This window comes from Roseateles sp. (genome assembly GCF_047654785.1).
Classification (GTDB): Bacteria; Pseudomonadota; Gammaproteobacteria; order Burkholderiales; family Burkholderiaceae_C; genus Pelomonas.
In genome coordinates this window covers 1-18148 of sequence record NZ_JASGKQ010000003.1, presented here as the reverse complement: position 1 = coordinate 18148, position 18148 = coordinate 1, and the positions used below count along the sequence as shown (strand labels likewise).

The window sequence follows — 18148 nt, the reverse complement described above, 5'->3', positions numbered from 1 at the left end:
GCGGATGTGACCTACACGGGCGCGCCAGGGCTTGGGCAGACACTGCGGCGATGCCCGATCTGGTCACGCGCCGGCCGCAGGGGCTCTTCTGCGAGCCCGGCGGCTTCTACATCGACCCGTGGTTGCCGGTGGACCGCGCCGTCATCACGCATGCGCACGCAGACCACTGCCGGCCCGGCCACGCCGCCTACCTCGCGCAGCGCGACGGGCTGGGCCTGATGCGCGCGCGGCTGGGCGACGGCGCGGCGCTGGAGGGCCTGGCCTACGGCGAGGCGCGCCGCATCGGCGGTGTGACGCTGAGCCTGCACCCGGCCGGCCATGTGCTGGGCTCGGCGCAGGTGCGCATCGAGCACCGCGGCGAGGTGTGGGTGGTGGCGGGCGACTACTTCGTCAGCGGCGCGGGCGACCGCAACGCCACCTGCGCGCCGTTCGAGCCGGTGCGCTGCGACGTGTTCGTCACCGAGAGCACCTTCGGCCTGCCCATCTACCGCTGGGCGCCGCAGGCCGAGGTGCTGGCCGAGATGCGCGCCTGGTGGGCCGACTGCGCCGCCCAGGGCCGGCACGCGCTGCTGATGGGCTACAGCCTGGGCAAGGCGCAGCGGCTGGTCGCGGGCCTGGCCACGGGCGACGCGCCCGGGCCGGTGCGGGTGCATGGCGCCGTCGCGCGGCTGAACGCGGCCTACCGCGCGGCCGGCGTGGCGCTGCCGGAGGTCGCCGCGGTGACGCCGGAGACGGACTTCAAGGCGCTGCGCGGCGCGCTGGTGATCGCGCCGCCGGCCGTGCAGGGCAGCCGCTGGGCGCAGGCGCTGGGTGCGCACGGCGATGCGTTCGCCAGCGGCTGGATGCGGCTGCGCGGCGCGCGCCGGCGCCGCGGCGTGGACCGCGGCTTCGTGTTCAGCGACCACGCGGACTGGCCGGGGCTGCTGGGCGCGATCCGCGCGACCGGCGCGCCGCGCGTCATCGTCACGCATGGCGACGAGGGCGCGCTGGTGCGCCACCTCACCGAGCTGGGCCTGCGGGCCGAGGCCTTCGCGACGGAGTTCGGCGACGAGGCGCACGGCGTGGAGGACGGGGCGTGAAGCGCTTCGTCGCGCTGTACCTCGCGCTGGACGCGAGCACGTCCACGCTGGCCAAGGTGGCGGCGCTGAAGCGCTACCTGGCCGACGCGCCGCCGCGCGACGCGGCCTGGGCCACCTACCTGCTGGCCGGCGGCCGCCCGCGCCGCGCGGTGCCCACGGCCGAGTTGCGCGCGCTGGCCTGCGAGGCGGCGGGGCTGCCGGCCTGGCTGTTCGAGGCGGGCTACGCGGCCACCGGCGACCTGGCCGAGGCCATCGCCTACGTGCTGCCCGACCCCGAGGACCGGCTGGACGCGCCTCTGGCCGACTGGATGACACGGCGCATCCTGCCGCTGCGCGCGCTGGACGCGGCGGCCCGCCGCGACGCGGTGCTGGCCGCGTGGCGCGGGCTGTCGGCGGACGAGCGCTTCATGTTCGTCAAGCTGGTGGGTGGCGGCTTCCGCGTCGGCGTCAGCAGGCTGCTGGTGCAGCGCGCGCTGGCCGAGTGGTCCGGCGCCGACGCGGCGGGCATCGCGCAGCGCATGATGGGCTACACCGACATCGACACGCCGCCCACCGCCGAGCGCTTCCTGGCGCTGCTGCGGGACGACGCCGGCGGCGCGCGCGGCGGCCGGCCCTACCCGTTCTTCCTCGCGCAGCCGCTGCAGGGCGAGCCGGCGGCCCTGGGCGCGCGCGGCGACTGGCTGGCGGAGTGGAAGTACGACGGCATCCGCGCGCAGGTGGTGAAGCGCGACGGCCAGGTGTGGATCTGGTCGCGCGGCGAGGAGCTGGTGACGGAGCGCTTCCCCGAGGTCGCGCGGGAGGCGGGCGCCTGGCCGGACGGCACGGTGGTCGACGGCGAGCTGCTCGCCTGGCGGCCGGGCGAGGCCGTGCCGGCGCCGTTCGCGCTGCTGCAGAAGCGCATCGGCCGCACCCGGCCGTCCCCGGCCGTCCTCAGGGACGCGCCGGTGCGGCTGCTGGCCTACGACCTGCTGGAGAGCGACGGCGTGGACCGCCGCGCGGAGCCGCTGCAGGCGCGGCGGGCCCGGCTGGAGCGGCTGGGCGTGGCGGCCTCGCCCGTGCTGGCGCACGGCGACTGGGCGGGCCTGGCCGCGGCGCGCGACGGCGCGCGGGAGCGGCGCGTGGAAGGGCTGATGCTGAAGCACCGCGAGTCGCCCTACGGCATCGGCCGCACGGGCCAGGCGTGGTGGAAGTGGAAGGTGGCGCCGCTGAGCGTGGACGCGGTGCTGGTCTACGCGCAGGCGGGGCACGGGCGGCGGGCCAATCTGTACACCGACTACAGCTTCGCGGTGTGGAGCCGCGCCCCGGTGGACGCCGCGGAGGCCGAGGCGGCGCTGGCCGCGCCGGGCGGCGAGCTGGCGCTGGTGCCGTTCGCCAAAGCCTATTCGGGCCTGACGGACGAGGAGATCCGGGCCGTGGACCGGGTGATCCGCAAGACCACGGTGGAGAAGTTCGGGCCGGTGCGGCGGGTGCGGCCGTCGCTGGTGTTCGAGCTGGGCTTCGAGGGCCTGCAGGCGAGCACGCGGCACAAGAGCGGCATCGCGGTGCGGTTCCCGCGGATGCTGCGGCTGCGCGAGGACAAGCCGCCGTGGCAGGCGGACACGCTGGCCTCGCTGCGGGCGCTGATGGCGGGGGCGGCGTGACGCGGGCCGCCGCCCCGGCCGCCCGCTGGCTGGCCGGCCGGGGCTGGCGGGCCTTCGCGTTCCAGCGCGCCGTCTGGCGGCACATCGCCGCCGGCCGCTCGGGCCTGCTGCATGCGAGCACCGGGGCCGGCAAGACCCTGGCCGTCTGGCTCGGCGCGCTGCAGGCCTGGGGCGGCCAGGACGATCCGCTGACCGTGCTCTGGGTCACGCCGATGCGTGCGCTCGGCCACGACACGCTGCTCGCGCTGCAGGACGCCGCCGCCACGCTCGCGCCCGCCTGGACGCTGGCCGCCCGCACCGGCGACACGCCGTCCACCGAGCGCGCCGCGCAGCAGCGCCGCTGGCCCACGGCCCTCGTCACCACGCCCGAGTCGCTGAGCCTGATGCTCTCCCGCGCCGACGCGCCGGACGCGCTGCGGCGCGTGCGCCTGGTCGTGGTCGACGAATGGCACGAGCTGCTGGGCAGCAAGCGCGGCGTGCAGGTGCAGCTGGCGCTGGCCCGGCTGCGCCGCTGGCACCCGGCGCTGATGACCTGGGGCCTGTCCGCGACGCTGGCCAAGCTCGACGAAGCGCGCGACACGCTGGCGCCCGATGCCGTGCTGGTGCGCGGCGCGCGAGGCAAGCCGGTCGCCATCGACACGCTGCTGCCGCCGCGCATCGAGCGCTTCGCGTGGGCCGGCCACATGGGCCTGGCGATGCTGCCGGGCGTGGTCGCGCGGATCGACGCCGCGGCCAGCACGCTGGTGTTCACGAACACCCGCGCGCAGAGCGAGCGCTGGTTCCAGGCGCTGCTGGACGCGCGGCCCGACTGGGCCGGGCTGGCCGCGCTGCACCACGGTTCCCTGGACGCGGCGCCGCGCCGCTGGGTCGAGGCGGCGATAAAGGCCGGGCGGCTCAAGGCCGTCGTCTGCACCGCCAGCCTGGACCTGGGCGTGGACTTCCTGCCGGTGGAGCAGGTGCTGCAGATCGGCTCCGCCAAGGGCGTGGCGCGGCTGCTGCAGCGCGCCGGCCGCAGCGGCCATGCGCCGGGCCGCGCATCGCGCGTGACCCTGGTGCCCACGCACAGCCTGGAGATCATCGAGGCCTCGACACTGCGCGCCGCGGTGCGGGCCGGCCATGTCGAGCCGCGCCGCCCGCCCGAGGCGCCGCTGGACGTGCTGGTGCAGCACCTCGTCACCGTGGCGCTGGGCGGCGGCGTCCGGCCCGCCGAGCTGCTGGCCGAGGTGCGCACGGCGCCGTCCTACCGCCACCTGGCCGACGACGCCTGGCAATGGGCGCTGGCCTTCGTGCGCCACGGCGGCGAGAGCCTGCGCGCCTACCCCGATTTCCAGCGCGTGGTGCCCGATGCCGAGGGCGTGTGGCGCGTGCCCGACGCGCGGCTGGCGCGGCGGCACCGCAGCAACATCGGCACCATCGTGTCGGACGCGGTGATGCAGGTGCAGTTCCTGGGCGGCGCCCGGCTGGCCACCGTGGAGGAGCGCTTCATCGCGCGGCTGAAGCCAGGCGACGTGTTCCTGCTCGGCGGCCGGGCGCTGGAGCTGGTGCGCACGGAAGGCCTGACGGCCCATGTGCGCCTGGCCCCGCCGGGCCGCGCGCTCTTGCCGCGCTGGAGCGGCGGGCAGTTCCCGCTGTCCGACACCCTGGCCGAGGCGATGCTGGCGCGCTTCGACCAGGCCGCCCACGGCCGCTACGCCGACCGGGAGATGCGCTGCGCCGCGCCGTTGCTGAGGCTGCAGGCCGCCTGGTCCGCGCTGCCCGGACCGCACGCGCTGCTGGCCGAGGTGCAGCGGTCGCCGGAGGGCTTCCACCTGTTCCTGTACCCGTTCGCCGGCCGCACGGTGCACCTGGGCCTGGCGTCGCTGCTGGCCTGGCGCGTGGCGCGCGACACGCCGGCCACGTTCACGGTGGCCGTCAACGACTACGGCCTGGAGCTGCTCAGCGCCACCGCGGTCGACTGGGCCACGCGGCTGCCGGCGCTGCTGGCCGCGGTGAGCCGCGCGGCCTTGCGCGACGAGGTGCTGGCCAGCCTGAACGCCGGCGAGCTGGCGCGGCGGCGCTTCCGGCAGATCGCACGCATCGCGGGGCTGGTCTTCCAGAGCCACCCCGGCGAGGCGCGCAGTCAGCGGCAGCTGCAGGCCTCGGCGTCGCTCTACTTCGACGTGTTCCGCCAGCACGACCCGGGCAACCGGCTGCTGCGGCAGGCGGAAGAGGAACTGCTGTCGGCCGAACTGGACGTGGACGCGCTGGCCCGCACGCTGGACCGGCTGGCGGCGCTGCCGCTGGCGTTGCGGCCGCTCGCGCGCAGCTCGCCGCTGGCCTTCCCGCTGGTGGTGGAGATGCTGCGCGAGCGGGTCAGCACCGAGTCGCTCGCGCAGCGGCTCACGCGCATGCTGGGCGAGCTGGAGGCGGCCGCCGGCGGCACGGCGCCACCGGACGTCGGCGAGCGGCTGGCGTTCGGCCAGGAGCGCGAACCGGCCGCCTCCGGCGGCACGCGGCGGCGGAGGCGGCGATGAGCCTGGGCATCACCGCCGCCGGCGAGACGCTGTGGCTGCTGCCCGAGGGCGCCGTGTGGTGGCCCGGCGCGCGCACGCTGTTCGCGGCCGACCTGCACCTGGGCAAGGGCGCCGCCTTCCGCGCCCGGGGCCAGGCCGTGCCCGCCGGCAGCAGCGCGCGCACGCTGGCCCGGCTGGAGGCGCTGGTCGCCGCGCACGGCGCCGCGCGGCTGGTGGTGCTGGGGGACTTCTGGCACGGCGCCGACGGGCTGACTCCGGCACTGCTGGCGGACGTCCGCGCGTTCGCGCGGCGCGTCAGCACGGTGCTGGTGCCGGGCAACCACGACCGGCGCCTGCAGGCACCGGAGCTGCCGCTGCAGGTGGCCGGCCCGGCCTGGCCGCTGGGCCCGCTGACGGCGGCGCACGAGCCGCCGCCGCCGGGCACGCCGGGCTTCACGCTGGCGGGGCACTGGCACCCCGCCGTGTCACTGGGCAGCCGCGCGGGCGACCGGCTGCGCCGGCCATGCTTCGTGCGCTATCCGCATGCGCTGGTGCTGCCCGCGTTCGGCGGCCTGACCGGCGCGCTCACGCTGAGGCCGGCCGACCTGGCGCGCGACGGCGCCGAGGTCGCGGTGCTGGGCGAGGGCCGGGTGCATTGGCTGCCGCTGCCGCGCAAACGTCTGCGCAGCGCTCATTGACGGGTGACGCGGCGTGGGATGCCGCAGGAAATGGGGCAGCACAGGGGCCGTCGACTGCCTGGCGATCAAGACCGTCCTTTGGGCTGGCGCCCGGTGTGCCCAGATGCGTTCGGCGCCTCGGGGCGAGGATGGCGCACCAGGATGACGTCTGCGATCAGACCAAAAATACGATCAGAACGAGGTGCGTGCGAGGGCTGCTCGCGCAACCAGGCAAGCGCGGCGATGAGGTCGAACAGTTCCGATCCATCCAGGTCGGCCCGTGCGTTGCCGTCCGCCTGGGCGCGCGCAAGGAGTGCCGCGCCTGCGGCGCGCAACGTGACGCACGAGGCATGAAGCGCGCAATCGTGATCTTCGATGGCGCTCACCATCGGCGCAATGACGCCTCGGTTTTCGTGGGTGAAGGCAACGGTTTCCCGCAGCCACAGCATCAAGGCAGCCGCCGAGTCATCCGCCGTCTGGAGCTCATCGGCCCTGGCCGCCAGCGCATTGAAGCTCGAGCGCAACAAGGCTTCGAGCAACGCTTCGCGGGTCGGGAAGTGGCGGTACAGCGTGCCCAGGCCGACCTCGGCCCTGCGCGCGATGTCGCGTAGCGACGCATCCGCACCTTGCTCGGTGAAGACCTCGCGGGCAACGGCAAGGAGGTGGTCGTAGTTTTTTCTGGCGTCAGCACGCATGAGAGATCCTTGACAAGCGGAGCGGTGATCCACATAATCGGATCACCGCTCCGCTACGGTAGCGTAGATCCAAACCCCTTCAAGGAGAAAGCCATGTCGATCAACACGATGAAGGCCGTTCAACAGCATGAGTTTGGCAGCCCGGATGTGCTGCGCTACGAAGATGCCCCGGTGCCCGAGCTCCAATCGGGACAAGTGCTGGTGCGCGTGCATGCGGCGAGCCTCAACCCGCCTGATTTTTATCTGCGTCAGGGCTACCGCACGCTGCCGAAGGAATGGTGGCCGAATCCCACGTTCCCGATCATTCTCGGTACGGACGTATCCGGCGTTGTCGAGGCCGTCGCGGATGACGTGACCGGCTTTCGCGCCGGGGACGAAGTGTTCTCGATGGTGCGCTTTCCCGAGGACCTGATGAAGGGGAGCGGTGCCTATGCTGAATATGTCTGCGTAGCCGCCTCGGAGCTGGCCCTCAAGCCGGCCGGCATCGATCACGTCCATGCGGCCGGCGCGCCCATGTCACTGCTCACGGCGTGGCAGTTCCTGATCGAGCTGGGCCACGACGCACCGAATCCATTTCAATCGTTTCCGCATGCGCCGGTGCCCCTCGAGGGCAAGACGATTCTCATCAATGGTGCTGGTGGCGGTGTGGGCCATCTGGCGGTGCAACTCGCCAAGTGGCGGGGCGCACGTGTCATCGCCGTCGCGTCTTCCAAGGATGAGAACCTGATGCGCGACCTCGGCGCAGATGAATTCATCGACTACACCAGAACCCCGGCAGAGGACGTTGCGCGCGACGTGGACCTCGTCATTGATGCAGTGGGCGGTGCCAACATGGAACGTTTCCTGCGGGTCCTGAAGCGGGGCGGCGCTCTGTTTCTGGTCAATCCGCTGGGCTTTGCCGGCCACGAGGAGGCCGGGAAGCTGGGAATCACGGTGTCGTCAACGCAGGTGCGCTCAAACGGTGCGCAACTGGCGCAAGCCGGTCGCCTGCTCGATGACGGCAGCGTGCGGGTGGTGGTCGATAGCGTGTATCCGCTGGCCGATGCCGCGCGCGCGCACGAACGCGCTGCCCGCGGCGGCACCCAGGGCAAGCTCGTCCTGAAGGCCATCTGACCTGTCACCGTTGCGGCCGCGGCTCTCGACGACCGCAACGGCACTTTCTTCAAAGGCGAATGAACATGCTCATCGTAACTGGATATATGCACATCGAGCCGGCGCACCTGGCGGCGTTCAACCGCGACCTCCAAGCGCTTGCCGTCGCCACGCGGCAGCGGGATGGCAACCTGTTCTATGGCATCGCGATTGATGATGCGGCGAGGGGCCGCCTGCTCGTTGCCGAGCGATGGCGGGATCAGGCGGCGCTGACGGCGCATCTTCATGCACCCGATACCCTGGCGTTCGTCGATCAATGGGGAAGCCTCATGCGTGGCGAAATTTTGAAGTACGACGCCGCAAACGAACGCAGCCTCATGGATGAATGAAGCCGAATTTCGAGAAATTCGCAGAAGAGCGGGTTGCGACGACGCCGTTCCGGTCCGCTATATGACCCATTCTTCTTGTCGCTCCGCTGATTCGCATCTGGAGGATTGAATGACACAAAAGCTGAAGACTCGCTTTCTTGAAATGGAGGGTGGCCGCATCGCCTATGACGACACGGGAGGCGCCGGGCCACTCGTCGTGGCGATCCCCGGCATGGGCGACTTGCGCTCAGAGTATCGGTTCCTCGCCCCGCGGCTGGTGCAGGAGGGATATCGTGTGGTGACCATGGATGTCCGCGGCTTTGGCGAAACCTCTGCTCAATGGGATGACGTTTCGGCTCATGCCGTTGGAAGCGACGCCGTCAAGCTGATCACGCATCTCAACGCCGGGCCCGCGATCATTCTGGGCAATTCATTTGCCGCAGGATCGGCGTTGTGGGCGGCATTCGAGGCACCGGAACTGGTGTGCGGGGCCGTTCTCCTTGGACCTCTGGTTCGCGATCAGGAAATCCCGGAAGAAACCAAAGCGGCATTGACACGGGGCTTTTCCGGCCCCGGCCGGGTCGCCTTTTGGACCAATTACTGGGACAGCCTGTTTACGAGCCGCAAACCGGCAGATCACCCGGAGGTGAAAGCGGAGCTCGAAAAAAACCTCCACGAACCAGGGCGCATGGAAACGCTGATGACGATGCTCCAGCTTTCCAAGTCCGATACCGCCAATCTCTTGGAAAAGATCAGGATCCCGGCATTGATTGTGATGGGAAGCCGTGATCCTGATTTCCCCGATGCAAATGCGGAAGCGTATTCACTCGGCGAAATCCTCCGTGCGGAAGTTTTCATCGTCGAGGGGGCCGGGCACTATCCACATGCTGAAATGCCTGACTTGGTGGCGCCAAAGATTTTTTCCTTCATCGATGGGCTGAAGTCCCGTGACGTCCAGGGGACCTTCCTTCGTGCGACGGGGCGGCCTGAATCCATCTCTCAGTCAGGAATTGCATCATGATCCCTCTTTCGATTCTTGAACTCGGTCGCGTCCGGGAAGGCTCGGACCGGCGCACCGCACTCGATGAGGCGCGGGCATTGGCCCAGCACGCCGAAGCTTGGGGTTACCACCGTGTCTGGGTGGCAGAGCATCACAACCTGCCCTCCGTCACCACGGCGGCGACGGCGTTGGTGATTGCCCATATCGCGTCCGGCACCCGCACCATCAGGGTTGGCGCCGGCGGCATCATGCTGCCCAACCACGCACCCTACGTGATCGCCGAGCAGTTCGGTACGCTTGAGACCTTGTTTCCCGGCCGTATCGACCTTGGGCTTGGCCGTGCGCCGGGCACCGACCAGACGACGTTGCGCGCGCTGCGCCGCGCGCCGGACAACGCCGAGAACTTCCCGCAGGATGTGCTGGAATTGCAGGCATTTCTGGCACCGGCCAGCCCCAATCAGCGCATCGAAGCGGTACCGGGCTCCGGCACCCAGGTGCCGCTGTGGATCCTCGGTTCCAGCCTGTTCGGGGCGCATCTCGCAGCGAATCTTGGCCTGCCCTATGGTTTTGCTTCGCACTTCGCACCGCAGGCCCTGCATCAGGCGCTCGCTGTTTATCGGGAGCGCTTCAAGCCCTCGGCGCAGCTCGACAGGCCCTATGTGATGATCGGCGTCAACGTCATCGCCGCCGAGAGCGACGAAGAGGCCCAGTTTCTGGCCACCTCGCAGCAGATGTCGTTCACAGACATCTTTCGCGGCGCACGCGGGCTGACGCAGCCGCCGATCGCTGATATCGAGACCTACTGGACGCCACAGGAGAAGGCGCAGGCCAGCCAGATGCTGGCGTGCAGCGTCATTGGCAGTCCGAAAACCGTACGGCGTGGGCTGGAGGATCTGGTGGCGCGGACGGGAGCAGACGAACTGATGATCGTCTCCGAGGTCTTCGATCCGTACAAACGCCTTCGTTCATTCGAGTTGCTCGCGCAAGCCATGGCAGCTCCCGCCACCACGGCCTGACGGGAATTTGATGAGCCTGGACGCGCAGGTTAACGACGATCGATCTGGCGGCGTGGCTAACGGCGCTGGAGGTACCGCACCAATTCACCGGCCGTGAGGTCTATCGCCGGGTTTGTTCTGGTTCTTGCTCTCACGCTCTTGGAAGAAGGAAAAGAACATGAAATATGACGCGATCGTGATTGGGGGCGGCTTCGCCGGTCTATCGGCTGCGCTATACCTGGCCCGTGCCCGGCGGCAAGTCTGTGTCATAGATGCCGGTTCTCCCCGAAACCGGTTCACCGATGCGTCGCACGGATTTCTCGGACAGGATGGACGCAACCCGCGCGATCTGATCGCCGACGCCCGAAGACAGGTCGAGGCGTATCCCACCGTCCGGTTCATCCAGGGCAGCGCCGATATCGCCCGTGGTTCCAAAGACGACTTCACGGTGACGTTGGACACGGGCGGCGTCTTGTCTTCGCGCAGGCTTGTTCTTGCCTTCGGCTTGACAGACCTGCTACCCGACTTGCCCGGCTTGGCCGAGCGATGGGGAAAGACCGTGCTGGCCTGTCCCTACTGCCACGGCTACGAGTTTGCGGATCGAAAGCTGGGGGTGCTGCACATGGGGCCGATGTCGGCCATGCAGGCCGCGCTGATCGCCGACTGGGGGCCCGTGACGCTTTATCTGAATGGCGACAACCGGCCCGATGACGACATGTCGGCGCTGCTGTCTTCACGTGACGTGCGCATCGAGCCAAGCCAGGTCGTCGGTCTGGACGGAACCGGCACGGACCTGTCCGCAGTCCTGCTCGCGGACGGGCGCAGGATTTCCATCGACGCTCTCTACGTCGCACCGCCGTCCCGGTTGAACACCACTATTGCGGAGCAGCTTGGCTGCGCGATTGAAACTGGTCGCTATGGACCGATCATTACTGTCAACGAATCAAAGATGACGACTGTCGAAGGGGTCTATGCGGCAGGCGACATCGCGAGGGCAAACAATGCGCTGATCCCTGCGGCCGACGGCGCGGCCGCAGGGATTGCTCTTCATGCCGGGCTGGTTTTCGGCTGAGAAAAAAGTTGGCAATCATGACCAATACACCGCTGCCGCCGCGCCGGATGTCGAAGTCCCGCTTCGTTGGGGTGAGCGGGCGGGATTTTTGGCAGGGCTGCGGCATTTGCAGCCCCAAATCAACCTGGCCTGCATTGCGGCCGAAACAACTCTGGAGAAACATATGAAGCTCTTTTACAGCCCGGGCGCATGCTCGCTCGCTGTCCGCATCGTGGCTGGTGAAGCTGGAATTACGCTCGAAACCGAAAGCGTGAACCTGGCCGACAAGCGAACAGCATCCGGAGAGGATTATCGCAAGATCAATCCCAAGGGGCAGGTGCCCGCTCTGATCCTCGACGACGGCGCCATCCTGACCGAAGGACCGGTCATCATGCAGTTTCTCGCTGACCAGAAGCCAGAGGCCAATCTCGCTCCGGCGTTCGGCACCATGGAACGCTACCGGCTTCTCGAAGTGCTCGGCTTCCTGAATGCCGAAATCCACAAAAGCTATTCCCCGATGTTTCACGAGATGACGGACGAGGCGCGTGCGGAGCGCAAGGAACTCGTCCGAAGCAAGTACCCGGTCCTCGACACGCTCCTGGAGGGCCGCGAGTGGCTCGTCGGAAACCATTTCACGGTCGCAGACGCCTACATGTTCACCCTGACGAACTGGGCTCCTTTTCTGCGCGTCGATCTCTCCGAGTTCGAAAACGTGCAGGCATTCCAGCGCCGCATGGAGAAGCGTCCGCACGTTCAGGCTGCGCTCAGGGCCGAAGGGCTTCTGAACCAATGATCCGGCACGGCGCCCGCCATCGCCAGGCAACTTGGACGGGTGCCCAGCACGGTGTACCGGGAACCAAGCGCCGAGTGCAGGCGCTTCTCCTTCTTTTTATTTCCACGCCAAGGATTTAGGCGATGACAACTCGCTATGGGTTTCAACAGGTCGGCGAAGTCGACGTTTTCTACCGCGAGGCCGGGCCACGCGATGCGCCCGTGATCCTGCTGCTGCACGGTTTTCCGACCGCCAGCCACATGTTCCGCGACCTGATCCCGCTGCTGGCCGATCGTTTCCGGCTGATTGCTCCGGATCTGCCCGGTTTCGGACAGACCAAGGCACCGCCGCGCGGCACATTCGACTACACGTTCGACCGCCTTGCCGATGTGATCGAAGGCTTCACCGCGGCCATGTCGCTCGATCGATACGCGCTCTACATCTTCGACTACGGCGCACCGGTGGGCCTGCGGCTGGCGACGCGCCATCCCGAACGGGTCACGGCGATCATCTCGCAGAACGGCAACGCCTACGTCGACGGATTCAGCAACGAATGGGGGCCGTGGGAGACCTATTGGCGCGAGCCGAGCGCAGAAAACCGGGAAGCCTGCCGGCCCTCGCTGGCGCCGGACACGATCCGGAACTGGCAGTACGGCACTGGCGCCGATCCCCGCCTCTTGTCCCCCGACGGCTACGAACTCGACATCGCCTACATGGCACGGCCGGGTGCGCAGGAGATCCAGCTCGATCTGATCCTCGACTACCGCAGCAACGTCGCGCTCTATCCGAGCTTCCAGGCCTATTTCCGCGAGCATCGTCCGCCACTGCTCGCCGTTTGGGGACGACACGATCCGGCATTCGTGCCTGCCGGTGCCGCCGCTTACCAGCGGGATCTGCCGGATGCGCAGGTTCATCTGCTCGACGCCGGACATTTCGCGCTGGAGACGCATGCCCGGGAAGTGGCCGCCTTGATCCGTACCTTCTTCGACGACAGGGTGGGCGGGGCCGGATAGCTTGCGCAGACGCCGGCATCTTCCTGAGTGGCCTGCTGCGCTCAGGAAGACTTGCCCTTCGGTGGCGTCGGCCCGAACGGCAGGGGCGCCATGGGCAGGTGGTTTTTCCACTCCCGAGGTGATTGCCCGGATTGCGCCTTGAAGGCGCGCGAGAGCGCGGCTTCGCTGCCGTACCCGACCTCCGCTGCAATCACCTTCAGAGGACGTCCGCGCCGCAGCGCCTTTTGTGCCATCCGCACGCGCCACCCCTGGAGGTACTGCCCGGGCGTGATGCCGACCGTCGCGCGGAAGGTCGTGGCGAACACGCTGCGCGACATCCCGGCAGCGGCAGCAAGCTCCTCAAGCGTCCATTCCTTCGCCGGCGCCTCGTGCATCGCTACCAGCGCATTGCGCAGGCGTGGATGCGACAGCCCCGATAGCATCCCGCCCTTCACTTCGCCGCTTTCCATCAACTGGCGAAGGATCTGGATCATCACCACCTCGAACAGCCGCTCGACCAGTGCGACGCGTCCGCAACGTTGCGCGAACGCTTCCTCGAACAGCAACGCCAGCACCGGCTCCGCGCCACTGATGTCTTCCAACGGCAAGCAGATGGCGTCCGGCAAAGCCGAGGCCATCGGGTTGGTCGCGCCACCATCGAATGACAGGTTCGCGCAGACCATGTCCGCCCCGCGCTCGGCATCGGTGACGAAGCGGTGCGTCAGCGGCCGCGGGAAGAGCAGCAGGCTGGGCCGCTCGATGAGCAGCGACGATCTGCCGTACCGGACCTCTACCGTGCCGCTGCGCACCAGGTGCAACTGGCCGTGGTCGCCATCGCTTTCCAGCGTGTTGATTCCGCACAGCGCCCCGGCGTTGAACACATTCGCCGCCACGGGGAAGTGTTCCATCAGCGCCGCCAGTCGATCGGCCATAAAGTACTCAAGATCAAGTTTTTAGGATTATACATCACCAAAAGTCCTGATTGCGGGCGCACAGTACGACTCACCGGACGACAGTCGCCCGGCCCACCCAACCCTCAGACCAGGAGCCACCGCCATGTCCATCGAAAAGGTCCTCTATACCGCCACTGCCACCGCCACGGGCGGCCGCGAAGGCCGCGCCACTTCTTCCGACAACGTGCTCGACGTGCAGTTGTCCACGCCGCGCGAGCTCGGTGGCGCCGGCGGCCCCGGCACCAATCCGGAGCAGCTGTTCGCCGCCGGCTACTCGGCCTGCTTCCTCGGGGCGCTGAAGTTCGTCGCCGGCAAGCAGAAGGTCGCGCTGCCCGCGGACACCACCGTCACCGGCGAGGTCGGCATCGGCCAGATTCCCACCGGCTTCGGCATCCAGGCCGAATTGACCATCGCCGCTCCCGGCATCGGCCGCGACACGCTGCAGTCGCTGGTCGACCAAGCCCACATCGTGTGCCCGTACTCCAACGCCACGCGCGGAAACATCGACGTGACGCTCGTCATCGCCGACTGACCGGAACCACACCGCACATCGCAACAGGACACAAATGCCATGAAAGCCTCCGCCCACATCTTCGCCGTCCCACTGCTGGCCATCGCCCTGCAAGCCGGCTTCGCAGCGCAAGCCGCTCAGCCGGCAACCCCGACGCAGGCAGCCGCCGCGGCCACCGTCGACGGCAACTACATCGTCACCCACGACAACGTCCGCCTGTACTACAAGGACTGGGGTCCGAAGGACGGCCCGGTCGTGACCTTCAGCCACGGCTGGCCGCTCAACTCGGACAGTTGGGAATCGCAGATGATCTTCCTTGCCTCGCAGGGCTATCGCGTGGTCGCCCACGATCGCCGCGGCCATGGCCGCTCCAGCCAGCCTTGGGACGGCAACGACATGGATCACTACGCCGATGACCTGGCGGCCGTGATCAACGCGCTTGATCTCAAGGACATCACCGCCGTGGGCTTTTCCACCGGTGGCGGCGAGGTGGCGCGCTACATCGGCCGTCACGGCACCTCGCGCGTGAAGAAGGTCGTGCTGGTCAGCGCCGTGCCGCCGCTGATGTTGCAAACCGCCGACAATCCCGGTGGCCTGCCGCTCGAAGTCTTCGACGGCATCCGCAAGGCATCGCTTGAGAACCGCTCGCAGCTCTACCTCGACCTCGCATCCGGCCCGTTCTACGGCTTCAACCGTCCGGGTGCCAAGGTCTCGCAGGGCCTGATCGACAGCTGGTGGGCGCAGGGCATGCAGGCCGGCCACAAGAACACCTACGACTCCATCGCCGCGTTCTCGGCCACCGATTTCCGCGAGGATCTGAAGAAGTTCGACGTGCCCACGCTGGTGATCCACGGTGACGACGACCAGATCGTGCCGCTCGACATCTCAGGCAAGGCGTCGGCCGCGCAGATCAAGGGCGCGAAGCTGATCGTCTACCCCGGTGCGCCGCACGGCCTGACCGACACGCACAAGGATCGCTTCAATCAGGATCTGCTGGAGTTCCTCAAGAGCTGATCTGCATGCCCGTCGCCGCCAAGACGCGCAGGGTCTTGCGCGTCTTGGCCGTGGAACGACGCCCAAGGCTTGACGCTCTCGGCCACCTGCTCGCGCAGCCATGCGTGGGCAGGGTCCCCATCATGGCGCCGGTGCCAGGTCGCAACGACGGGCAGCGGCGATACCGCCAGCGGCAGCGCGGCCGTCTTGAGCTTCATGGCCTGGAGCAGCGATGCGCTGACGCACGCCGGCACCACCACCAGCAAATCGGCGGCGACGGCCATGCACAAGGCGGCGGCGACGGTCGGCGCGGAAGCGGCAACGCGGCGCGACAGCCCCTGGGCGGCCAGCAGGTCGTCCACCGGATCGTGCAATCGGCCCCGGCGGGAGACGGTGAGGTGGTCGGCCGAGGCGTAGCTGCGTGCCGTCAACTTGCGTCCGGCCAACGGGTGTTGCGGCCGCATGGCGACCACGGGCCTGTCTTCGCCCAGCACGGCGTGCAGCAGATCCGCCTGCGTGGGAATGGCCGCGCCGATGTGCAGGTCAACCTGGCCCTGGCGCAGTTCCGGCGTGTCCATCGACGCCTCGGCCAGCACCCGCAGGCTGGACCGCGGCGCCGTGCGCTGCAGCCCGGCCAGCCAGACAGGGCCGAGCGCGCAGGCCAGCGCGTCATGGCACTGGATGGTGAAGCTGCGCTCCATCCCGGCGGGGTCGAAGCGGCGCTGCTGCGCCAGCAGGGCCTGCGCGCGCGTGACCACGGCTTGCACCTCCTCGCGGATGGCCAGCGCGTAGGGCGTTGGCGACATGTGGCGGCCGGCGCGCACCAGGATGGCGTCGCCCGTCATGTGCCGGATGCGGTCCAGCGTGCGGCTCATCGCGGGGGAGCTGACATGCATGCGCGCTGCGGCGCCCCCCACGCTGCCCTCGTCCAGCAGCGCGTCCAGCGCCACCAGAAGGTTCATGTCCAGTTGCATGTAGGTTAAGTGATTGGTAGCGACGTTTGATTTGATGTTAATCGAGCGGCGCAAAAAAATACGCCCATCACACACCCAGGCGGCAACGCTGCAACCCTTGAAGGCATGACATGAACTCCTCGACCCACCCCTCCATCTCGACCGCCCGGCACCTGGCCGAACACGCCGCCGCTCATGCGGACGATGACGGCGCCCTGCTCGCCGCCGTCGTGGCCGCCGTGCGCGCCGCGGGCGCCCACATGCTGGCGCGTTTCGATGCCGAGACGCGCACTCCCAACGATCTGCAAGGTGTCGTCGCCGCCATCTACGACAACGACGCCGCCTCGCTGGCGGTGGCGCGCGAACTGCTGGAGACGGCGCGTCCGCATGCCGGCTGGGTGGATGACGAACTCGAAGGCGGCGCGCTGCCCGACGGCGAGTGGTGGGTTTTCGATGCCGTGGAAGGCAACGTGAACCATGTGCATGGCCTCACGGCATGGGGCATCAGCGCAACGCTGGTGCGCGACAACGTGCCCGCGTTGACCGCCGTGTACGAACCCGTGGCCGACCGCCTGTACACCGCCGTGCGCGGCAGCGGCGCAGCGTATGTGAACGGCGTGCCGATGCGTCCGTCCACCAAGACCGAGCTCAAGGCCGCCATCGTCACCACCGGCCAGGCCAAGCCCGGCGAGACGCCCGACACCTACCGCCGCATGGGCCAGTCCGTCACGTCCATGCTGAATGCCGCGCTGGTGGTGCGCATGACGGTGCCCGCCACCTTCGAGCTCGGGATGGTGGCTGCCGGGCAGATCGAAGGCTTCTGGCAGTACACCGACGTGCGCTCGGGCCTGGCTGCCGGCGCGCTGCTGGTGTCCGAGGCGGGCGGCATCGTCACCGACACGCAAGGCCATCCCTGGACCTTGGCCAGCGAAGACTTCCTGGCCAGTGCGCCGGGCGTGCACGGCGAAGCAGTGCGCGCGCTGAGCCTCGTGGCCTGAGCGCCGCCATCGACCCCATTCATTTCAAGGAAACCATCATGAACATCAGCATCCTCGGTGCCGGCCGCGTCGGCGCCACACTCGCAGCAGCCCTGGCCGCCAAGGGCCACGCCATCACCATCGGCCACCGCGATCCGGCGGCTGGTGCAAGCCAGTGGAAAGGGCCTTCGGTGCGGCATGCCTCGCTCGCCGACGCCGTTGCGGCGTCCCCTCTGGTCATCAATGCGACGCCGGGCGACACCGCCCTGCCAATGCTGCAGGCGCTGCAGACGCCTCTCCAGGGCAAGGTGTTGCTGGACGTCTCCAACGCCACGGAACGCACGGCCAACGGCATGCCCGGTGGGCTGCTCTATCCGAACAGCAGCCTGGCCGAGCACCTGCAGGCCGCACTGCCGCAAACGCGCGTCGTGAAATCGCTGAACACCATGATCTTTACCGTCATGGCCGCGCCGCAAAGCCTGTCGAGTTCGCCCACGGTCTTCGTCAGCGGCGACGATGCAGACGCCAAAAGCCAGGTGAAGGCGCTGCTGGCCGACCTGGGATGGCCTGCCGGGCAGGTGCTGGATCTGGGCGGCATCCAGTCCGCGCGTGCGACCGAGGCGATGATCCTGATGGTTCCGTACCTGATCGCAGCCCGAGGGTTCAAACCGTTTGCTTTGACGGTGGCATAAGCAGACGAGACATGCCGGTGTTGATGAGGTTGGCCACGCGCATCAAGCACCGCGTTGCATCACGCGCCCATGAAAAAGCCCGCACGAAGCGGGCTTTTGGCAAGTCGGCGCGTGCCGGACTTATTCGGCAGCGCCTTCGGCCGCCGCTTCGGGACGGTCCACCAGTTCGACGAAGGCCATGGGCGCGTTGTCGCCGACGCGGAAGCCCATCTTCAG

At 68.6% G+C, this 18148-nt stretch carries 18 protein-coding genes and 1 pseudogene; 15 read left to right on the top strand and 4 right to left on the bottom strand.

Features of this window, described 5'->3' with window-relative positions; all coding sequences use genetic code 11:
- Window positions 1-50 precede the first annotated feature (50 nt).
- From QM788_RS09185 to pdeM, 4 genes are read left to right on the top strand one after another with little or no spacing between them, the layout of a single operon-like run.
- Window positions 51-1079, top strand: a complete 1029-nt coding sequence (locus QM788_RS09185) for a ligase-associated DNA damage response exonuclease (protein WP_415661193.1) — start codon at window positions 51-53, stop codon at window positions 1077-1079.
- On the top strand, window positions 1076-2719 hold the full coding sequence (locus tag QM788_RS09180) for an ATP-dependent DNA ligase (protein WP_415661192.1): 1644 nt from the start codon (window positions 1076-1078) through the stop codon (window positions 2717-2719). Before QM788_RS09185 ends, QM788_RS09180 begins: the two co-directional genes overlap by 4 nt.
- Window positions 2716-5232 carry a ligase-associated DNA damage response DEXH box helicase gene (locus QM788_RS09175; protein ID WP_415661191.1) on the top strand — a complete coding sequence of 839 codons (2517 nt, stop codon included), beginning with the start codon at window positions 2716-2718 and terminating at the stop codon, window positions 5230-5232. The genes QM788_RS09180 and QM788_RS09175 overlap by 4 nt, the downstream gene beginning before the upstream one ends.
- Window positions 5229-5909: a ligase-associated DNA damage response endonuclease PdeM gene (gene pdeM / locus QM788_RS09170; protein ID WP_415661190.1), complete on the top strand. Its 681-nt coding sequence runs from the start codon at window positions 5229-5231 to the stop codon at window positions 5907-5909. The genes QM788_RS09175 and pdeM overlap by 4 nt, the downstream gene beginning before the upstream one ends.
- 65 nt (window positions 5910-5974) lie before the next feature.
- On the opposite strand, the gene QM788_RS09165 is transcribed toward pdeM, so the two are convergent.
- Window positions 5975-6583, bottom strand: coding sequence for a TetR/AcrR family transcriptional regulator (locus QM788_RS09165; protein ID WP_415661189.1), 609 nt, complete (start codon window positions 6581-6583; stop codon window positions 5975-5977).
- A gap of 93 nt (window positions 6584-6676) precedes the next feature.
- Here QM788_RS09165 and QM788_RS09160 point away from each other — a divergent pair, with 93 nt between their 5' ends.
- From QM788_RS09160 to QM788_RS09130, 7 genes are all read left to right on the top strand, one after another.
- Window positions 6677-7696 (top strand): NADP-dependent oxidoreductase, encoded by a 1020-nt coding sequence (locus QM788_RS09160; RefSeq protein ID WP_415661188.1) that lies wholly within the window; start codon window positions 6677-6679, stop codon window positions 7694-7696.
- A gap of 59 nt (window positions 7697-7755) precedes the next feature.
- Window positions 7756-8064 carry a putative quinol monooxygenase gene (locus tag QM788_RS09155; protein ID WP_415661187.1) on the top strand — a complete coding sequence of 103 codons (309 nt, stop codon included), beginning with the start codon at window positions 7756-7758 and terminating at the stop codon, window positions 8062-8064.
- A 109-nt stretch (window positions 8065-8173) separates the two neighbouring features.
- A complete protein-coding gene (locus QM788_RS09150; RefSeq protein WP_415661186.1) occupies window positions 8174-9064 on the top strand; it encodes an alpha/beta fold hydrolase in 891 nt (296 codons plus the stop codon).
- Entirely contained in the window at window positions 9061-10059 is a 999-nt protein-coding gene (locus QM788_RS09145) for an LLM class flavin-dependent oxidoreductase (RefSeq protein ID WP_415661185.1), read from the top strand. Before QM788_RS09150 ends, QM788_RS09145 begins: the two co-directional genes overlap by 4 nt.
- Before the next feature lie 157 nt (window positions 10060-10216).
- Entirely contained in the window at window positions 10217-11110 is an 894-nt protein-coding gene (locus tag QM788_RS09140) for an NAD(P)/FAD-dependent oxidoreductase (protein ID WP_415661184.1), read from the top strand.
- Window positions 11088-11882, top strand: coding sequence for a glutathione transferase GstA (gene gstA, locus QM788_RS09135; protein ID WP_415661183.1), 795 nt, complete (start codon window positions 11088-11090; stop codon window positions 11880-11882). Before QM788_RS09140 ends, gstA begins: the two co-directional genes overlap by 23 nt.
- A 122-nt stretch (window positions 11883-12004) precedes the next feature.
- Window positions 12005-12874, top strand: a complete 870-nt coding sequence (locus tag QM788_RS09130) for an alpha/beta fold hydrolase (protein WP_415661182.1) — start codon at window positions 12005-12007, stop codon at window positions 12872-12874.
- A gap of 41 nt (window positions 12875-12915) precedes the next feature.
- Here QM788_RS09130 and QM788_RS09125 read toward each other — a convergent pair whose 3' ends face one another.
- Window positions 12916-13785, bottom strand: coding sequence for an AraC family transcriptional regulator (locus tag QM788_RS09125; protein WP_415661181.1), 870 nt, complete (start codon window positions 13783-13785; stop codon window positions 12916-12918).
- 124 nt (window positions 13786-13909) lie between these two features.
- On the opposite strand from QM788_RS09125, the gene QM788_RS09120 reads away from it, so the two are divergent.
- Both QM788_RS09120 and QM788_RS09115 read left to right on the top strand, forming a co-directional pair.
- A complete protein-coding gene (locus QM788_RS09120; RefSeq protein WP_415661180.1) occupies window positions 13910-14338 on the top strand; it encodes an organic hydroperoxide resistance protein in 429 nt (142 codons plus the stop codon).
- Window positions 14339-14377: 39 nt separating this feature from the next.
- Window positions 14378-15331 carry an alpha/beta fold hydrolase gene (locus QM788_RS09115; RefSeq protein WP_415661179.1) on the top strand — a complete coding sequence of 318 codons (954 nt, stop codon included), beginning with the start codon at window positions 14378-14380 and terminating at the stop codon, window positions 15329-15331.
- Here QM788_RS09115 and QM788_RS09110 read toward each other — a convergent pair.
- Window positions 15301-16284 (bottom strand): LysR family transcriptional regulator, encoded by a 984-nt coding sequence (locus tag QM788_RS09110; protein WP_415661178.1) that lies wholly within the window; start codon window positions 16282-16284, stop codon window positions 15301-15303. The genes QM788_RS09115 and QM788_RS09110 overlap by 31 nt on opposite strands.
- A 110-nt stretch (window positions 16285-16394) precedes the next feature.
- Here QM788_RS09110 and QM788_RS09105 point away from each other — a divergent pair, with 110 nt between their 5' ends.
- Together QM788_RS09105 and QM788_RS09100 are read left to right on the top strand one after the other, a co-directional pair.
- Complete coding sequence (locus QM788_RS09105) at window positions 16395-17261, top strand: inositol monophosphatase family protein (RefSeq protein WP_415661177.1); 867 nt, start codon at window positions 16395-16397, stop codon at window positions 17259-17261.
- A 38-nt stretch (window positions 17262-17299) separates the two neighbouring features.
- The gene (locus QM788_RS09100) at window positions 17300-17932 is read left to right on the top strand and encodes an NADPH-dependent F420 reductase (protein ID WP_415661176.1); all 633 of its coding nucleotides are present in this window, start codon (window positions 17300-17302) and stop codon (window positions 17930-17932) included.
- 120 nt (window positions 17933-18052) lie between these two features.
- On the opposite strand, the pseudogene QM788_RS09095 reads toward QM788_RS09100, so the two are convergent.
- Window positions 18053-18148 (bottom strand): annotated as a pseudogene (locus tag QM788_RS09095) (50S ribosomal protein L17); the annotation flags it as partial.

Bases quoted from the DNA above. Each gene is read 5' to 3' on its own strand.
- QM788_RS09130 (WP_415661182.1), top strand. From the start codon at position 12,005: ATGACAACTCGCTATGGGTTTCAACAGGTCGGCGAAGTCGACGTTTTC.
- QM788_RS09150 (WP_415661186.1), top strand. From the start codon at position 8,174: ATGACACAAAAGCTGAAGACTCGCTTTCTTGAAATGGAGGGTGGCCGC.
- QM788_RS09160 (WP_415661188.1), top strand. From the start codon at position 6,677: ATGTCGATCAACACGATGAAGGCCGTTCAACAGCATGAGTTTGGCAGC.
- QM788_RS09110 (WP_415661178.1), bottom strand. From the start codon at position 16,284: ATGCAACTGGACATGAACCTTCTGGTGGCGCTGGACGCGCTGCTGGAC.
- pdeM (WP_415661190.1), top strand. From the start codon at position 5,229: ATGAGCCTGGGCATCACCGCCGCCGGCGAGACGCTGTGGCTGCTGCCC.
- QM788_RS09185 (WP_415661193.1), top strand. From the start codon at position 51: ATGCCCGATCTGGTCACGCGCCGGCCGCAGGGGCTCTTCTGCGAGCCC.
- QM788_RS09155 (WP_415661187.1), top strand. From the start codon at position 7,756: ATGAACATGCTCATCGTAACTGGATATATGCACATCGAGCCGGCGCAC.
- QM788_RS09145 (WP_415661185.1), top strand. From the start codon at position 9,061: ATGATCCCTCTTTCGATTCTTGAACTCGGTCGCGTCCGGGAAGGCTCG.
- QM788_RS09125 (WP_415661181.1), bottom strand. From the start codon at position 13,785: ATGGCCGATCGACTGGCGGCGCTGATGGAACACTTCCCCGTGGCGGCG.
- QM788_RS09115 (WP_415661179.1), top strand. From the start codon at position 14,378: ATGAAAGCCTCCGCCCACATCTTCGCCGTCCCACTGCTGGCCATCGCC.
- QM788_RS09105 (WP_415661177.1), top strand. From the start codon at position 16,395: ATGAACTCCTCGACCCACCCCTCCATCTCGACCGCCCGGCACCTGGCC.
- gstA (WP_415661183.1), top strand. From the start codon at position 11,088: ATGCCGGGCTGGTTTTCGGCTGAGAAAAAAGTTGGCAATCATGACCAA.
- QM788_RS09140 (WP_415661184.1), top strand. From the start codon at position 10,217: ATGAAATATGACGCGATCGTGATTGGGGGCGGCTTCGCCGGTCTATCG.
- QM788_RS09100 (WP_415661176.1), top strand. From the start codon at position 17,300: ATGAACATCAGCATCCTCGGTGCCGGCCGCGTCGGCGCCACACTCGCA.
- QM788_RS09165 (WP_415661189.1), bottom strand. From the start codon at position 6,583: ATGCGTGCTGACGCCAGAAAAAACTACGACCACCTCCTTGCCGTTGCC.
- QM788_RS09120 (WP_415661180.1), top strand. From the start codon at position 13,910: ATGTCCATCGAAAAGGTCCTCTATACCGCCACTGCCACCGCCACGGGC.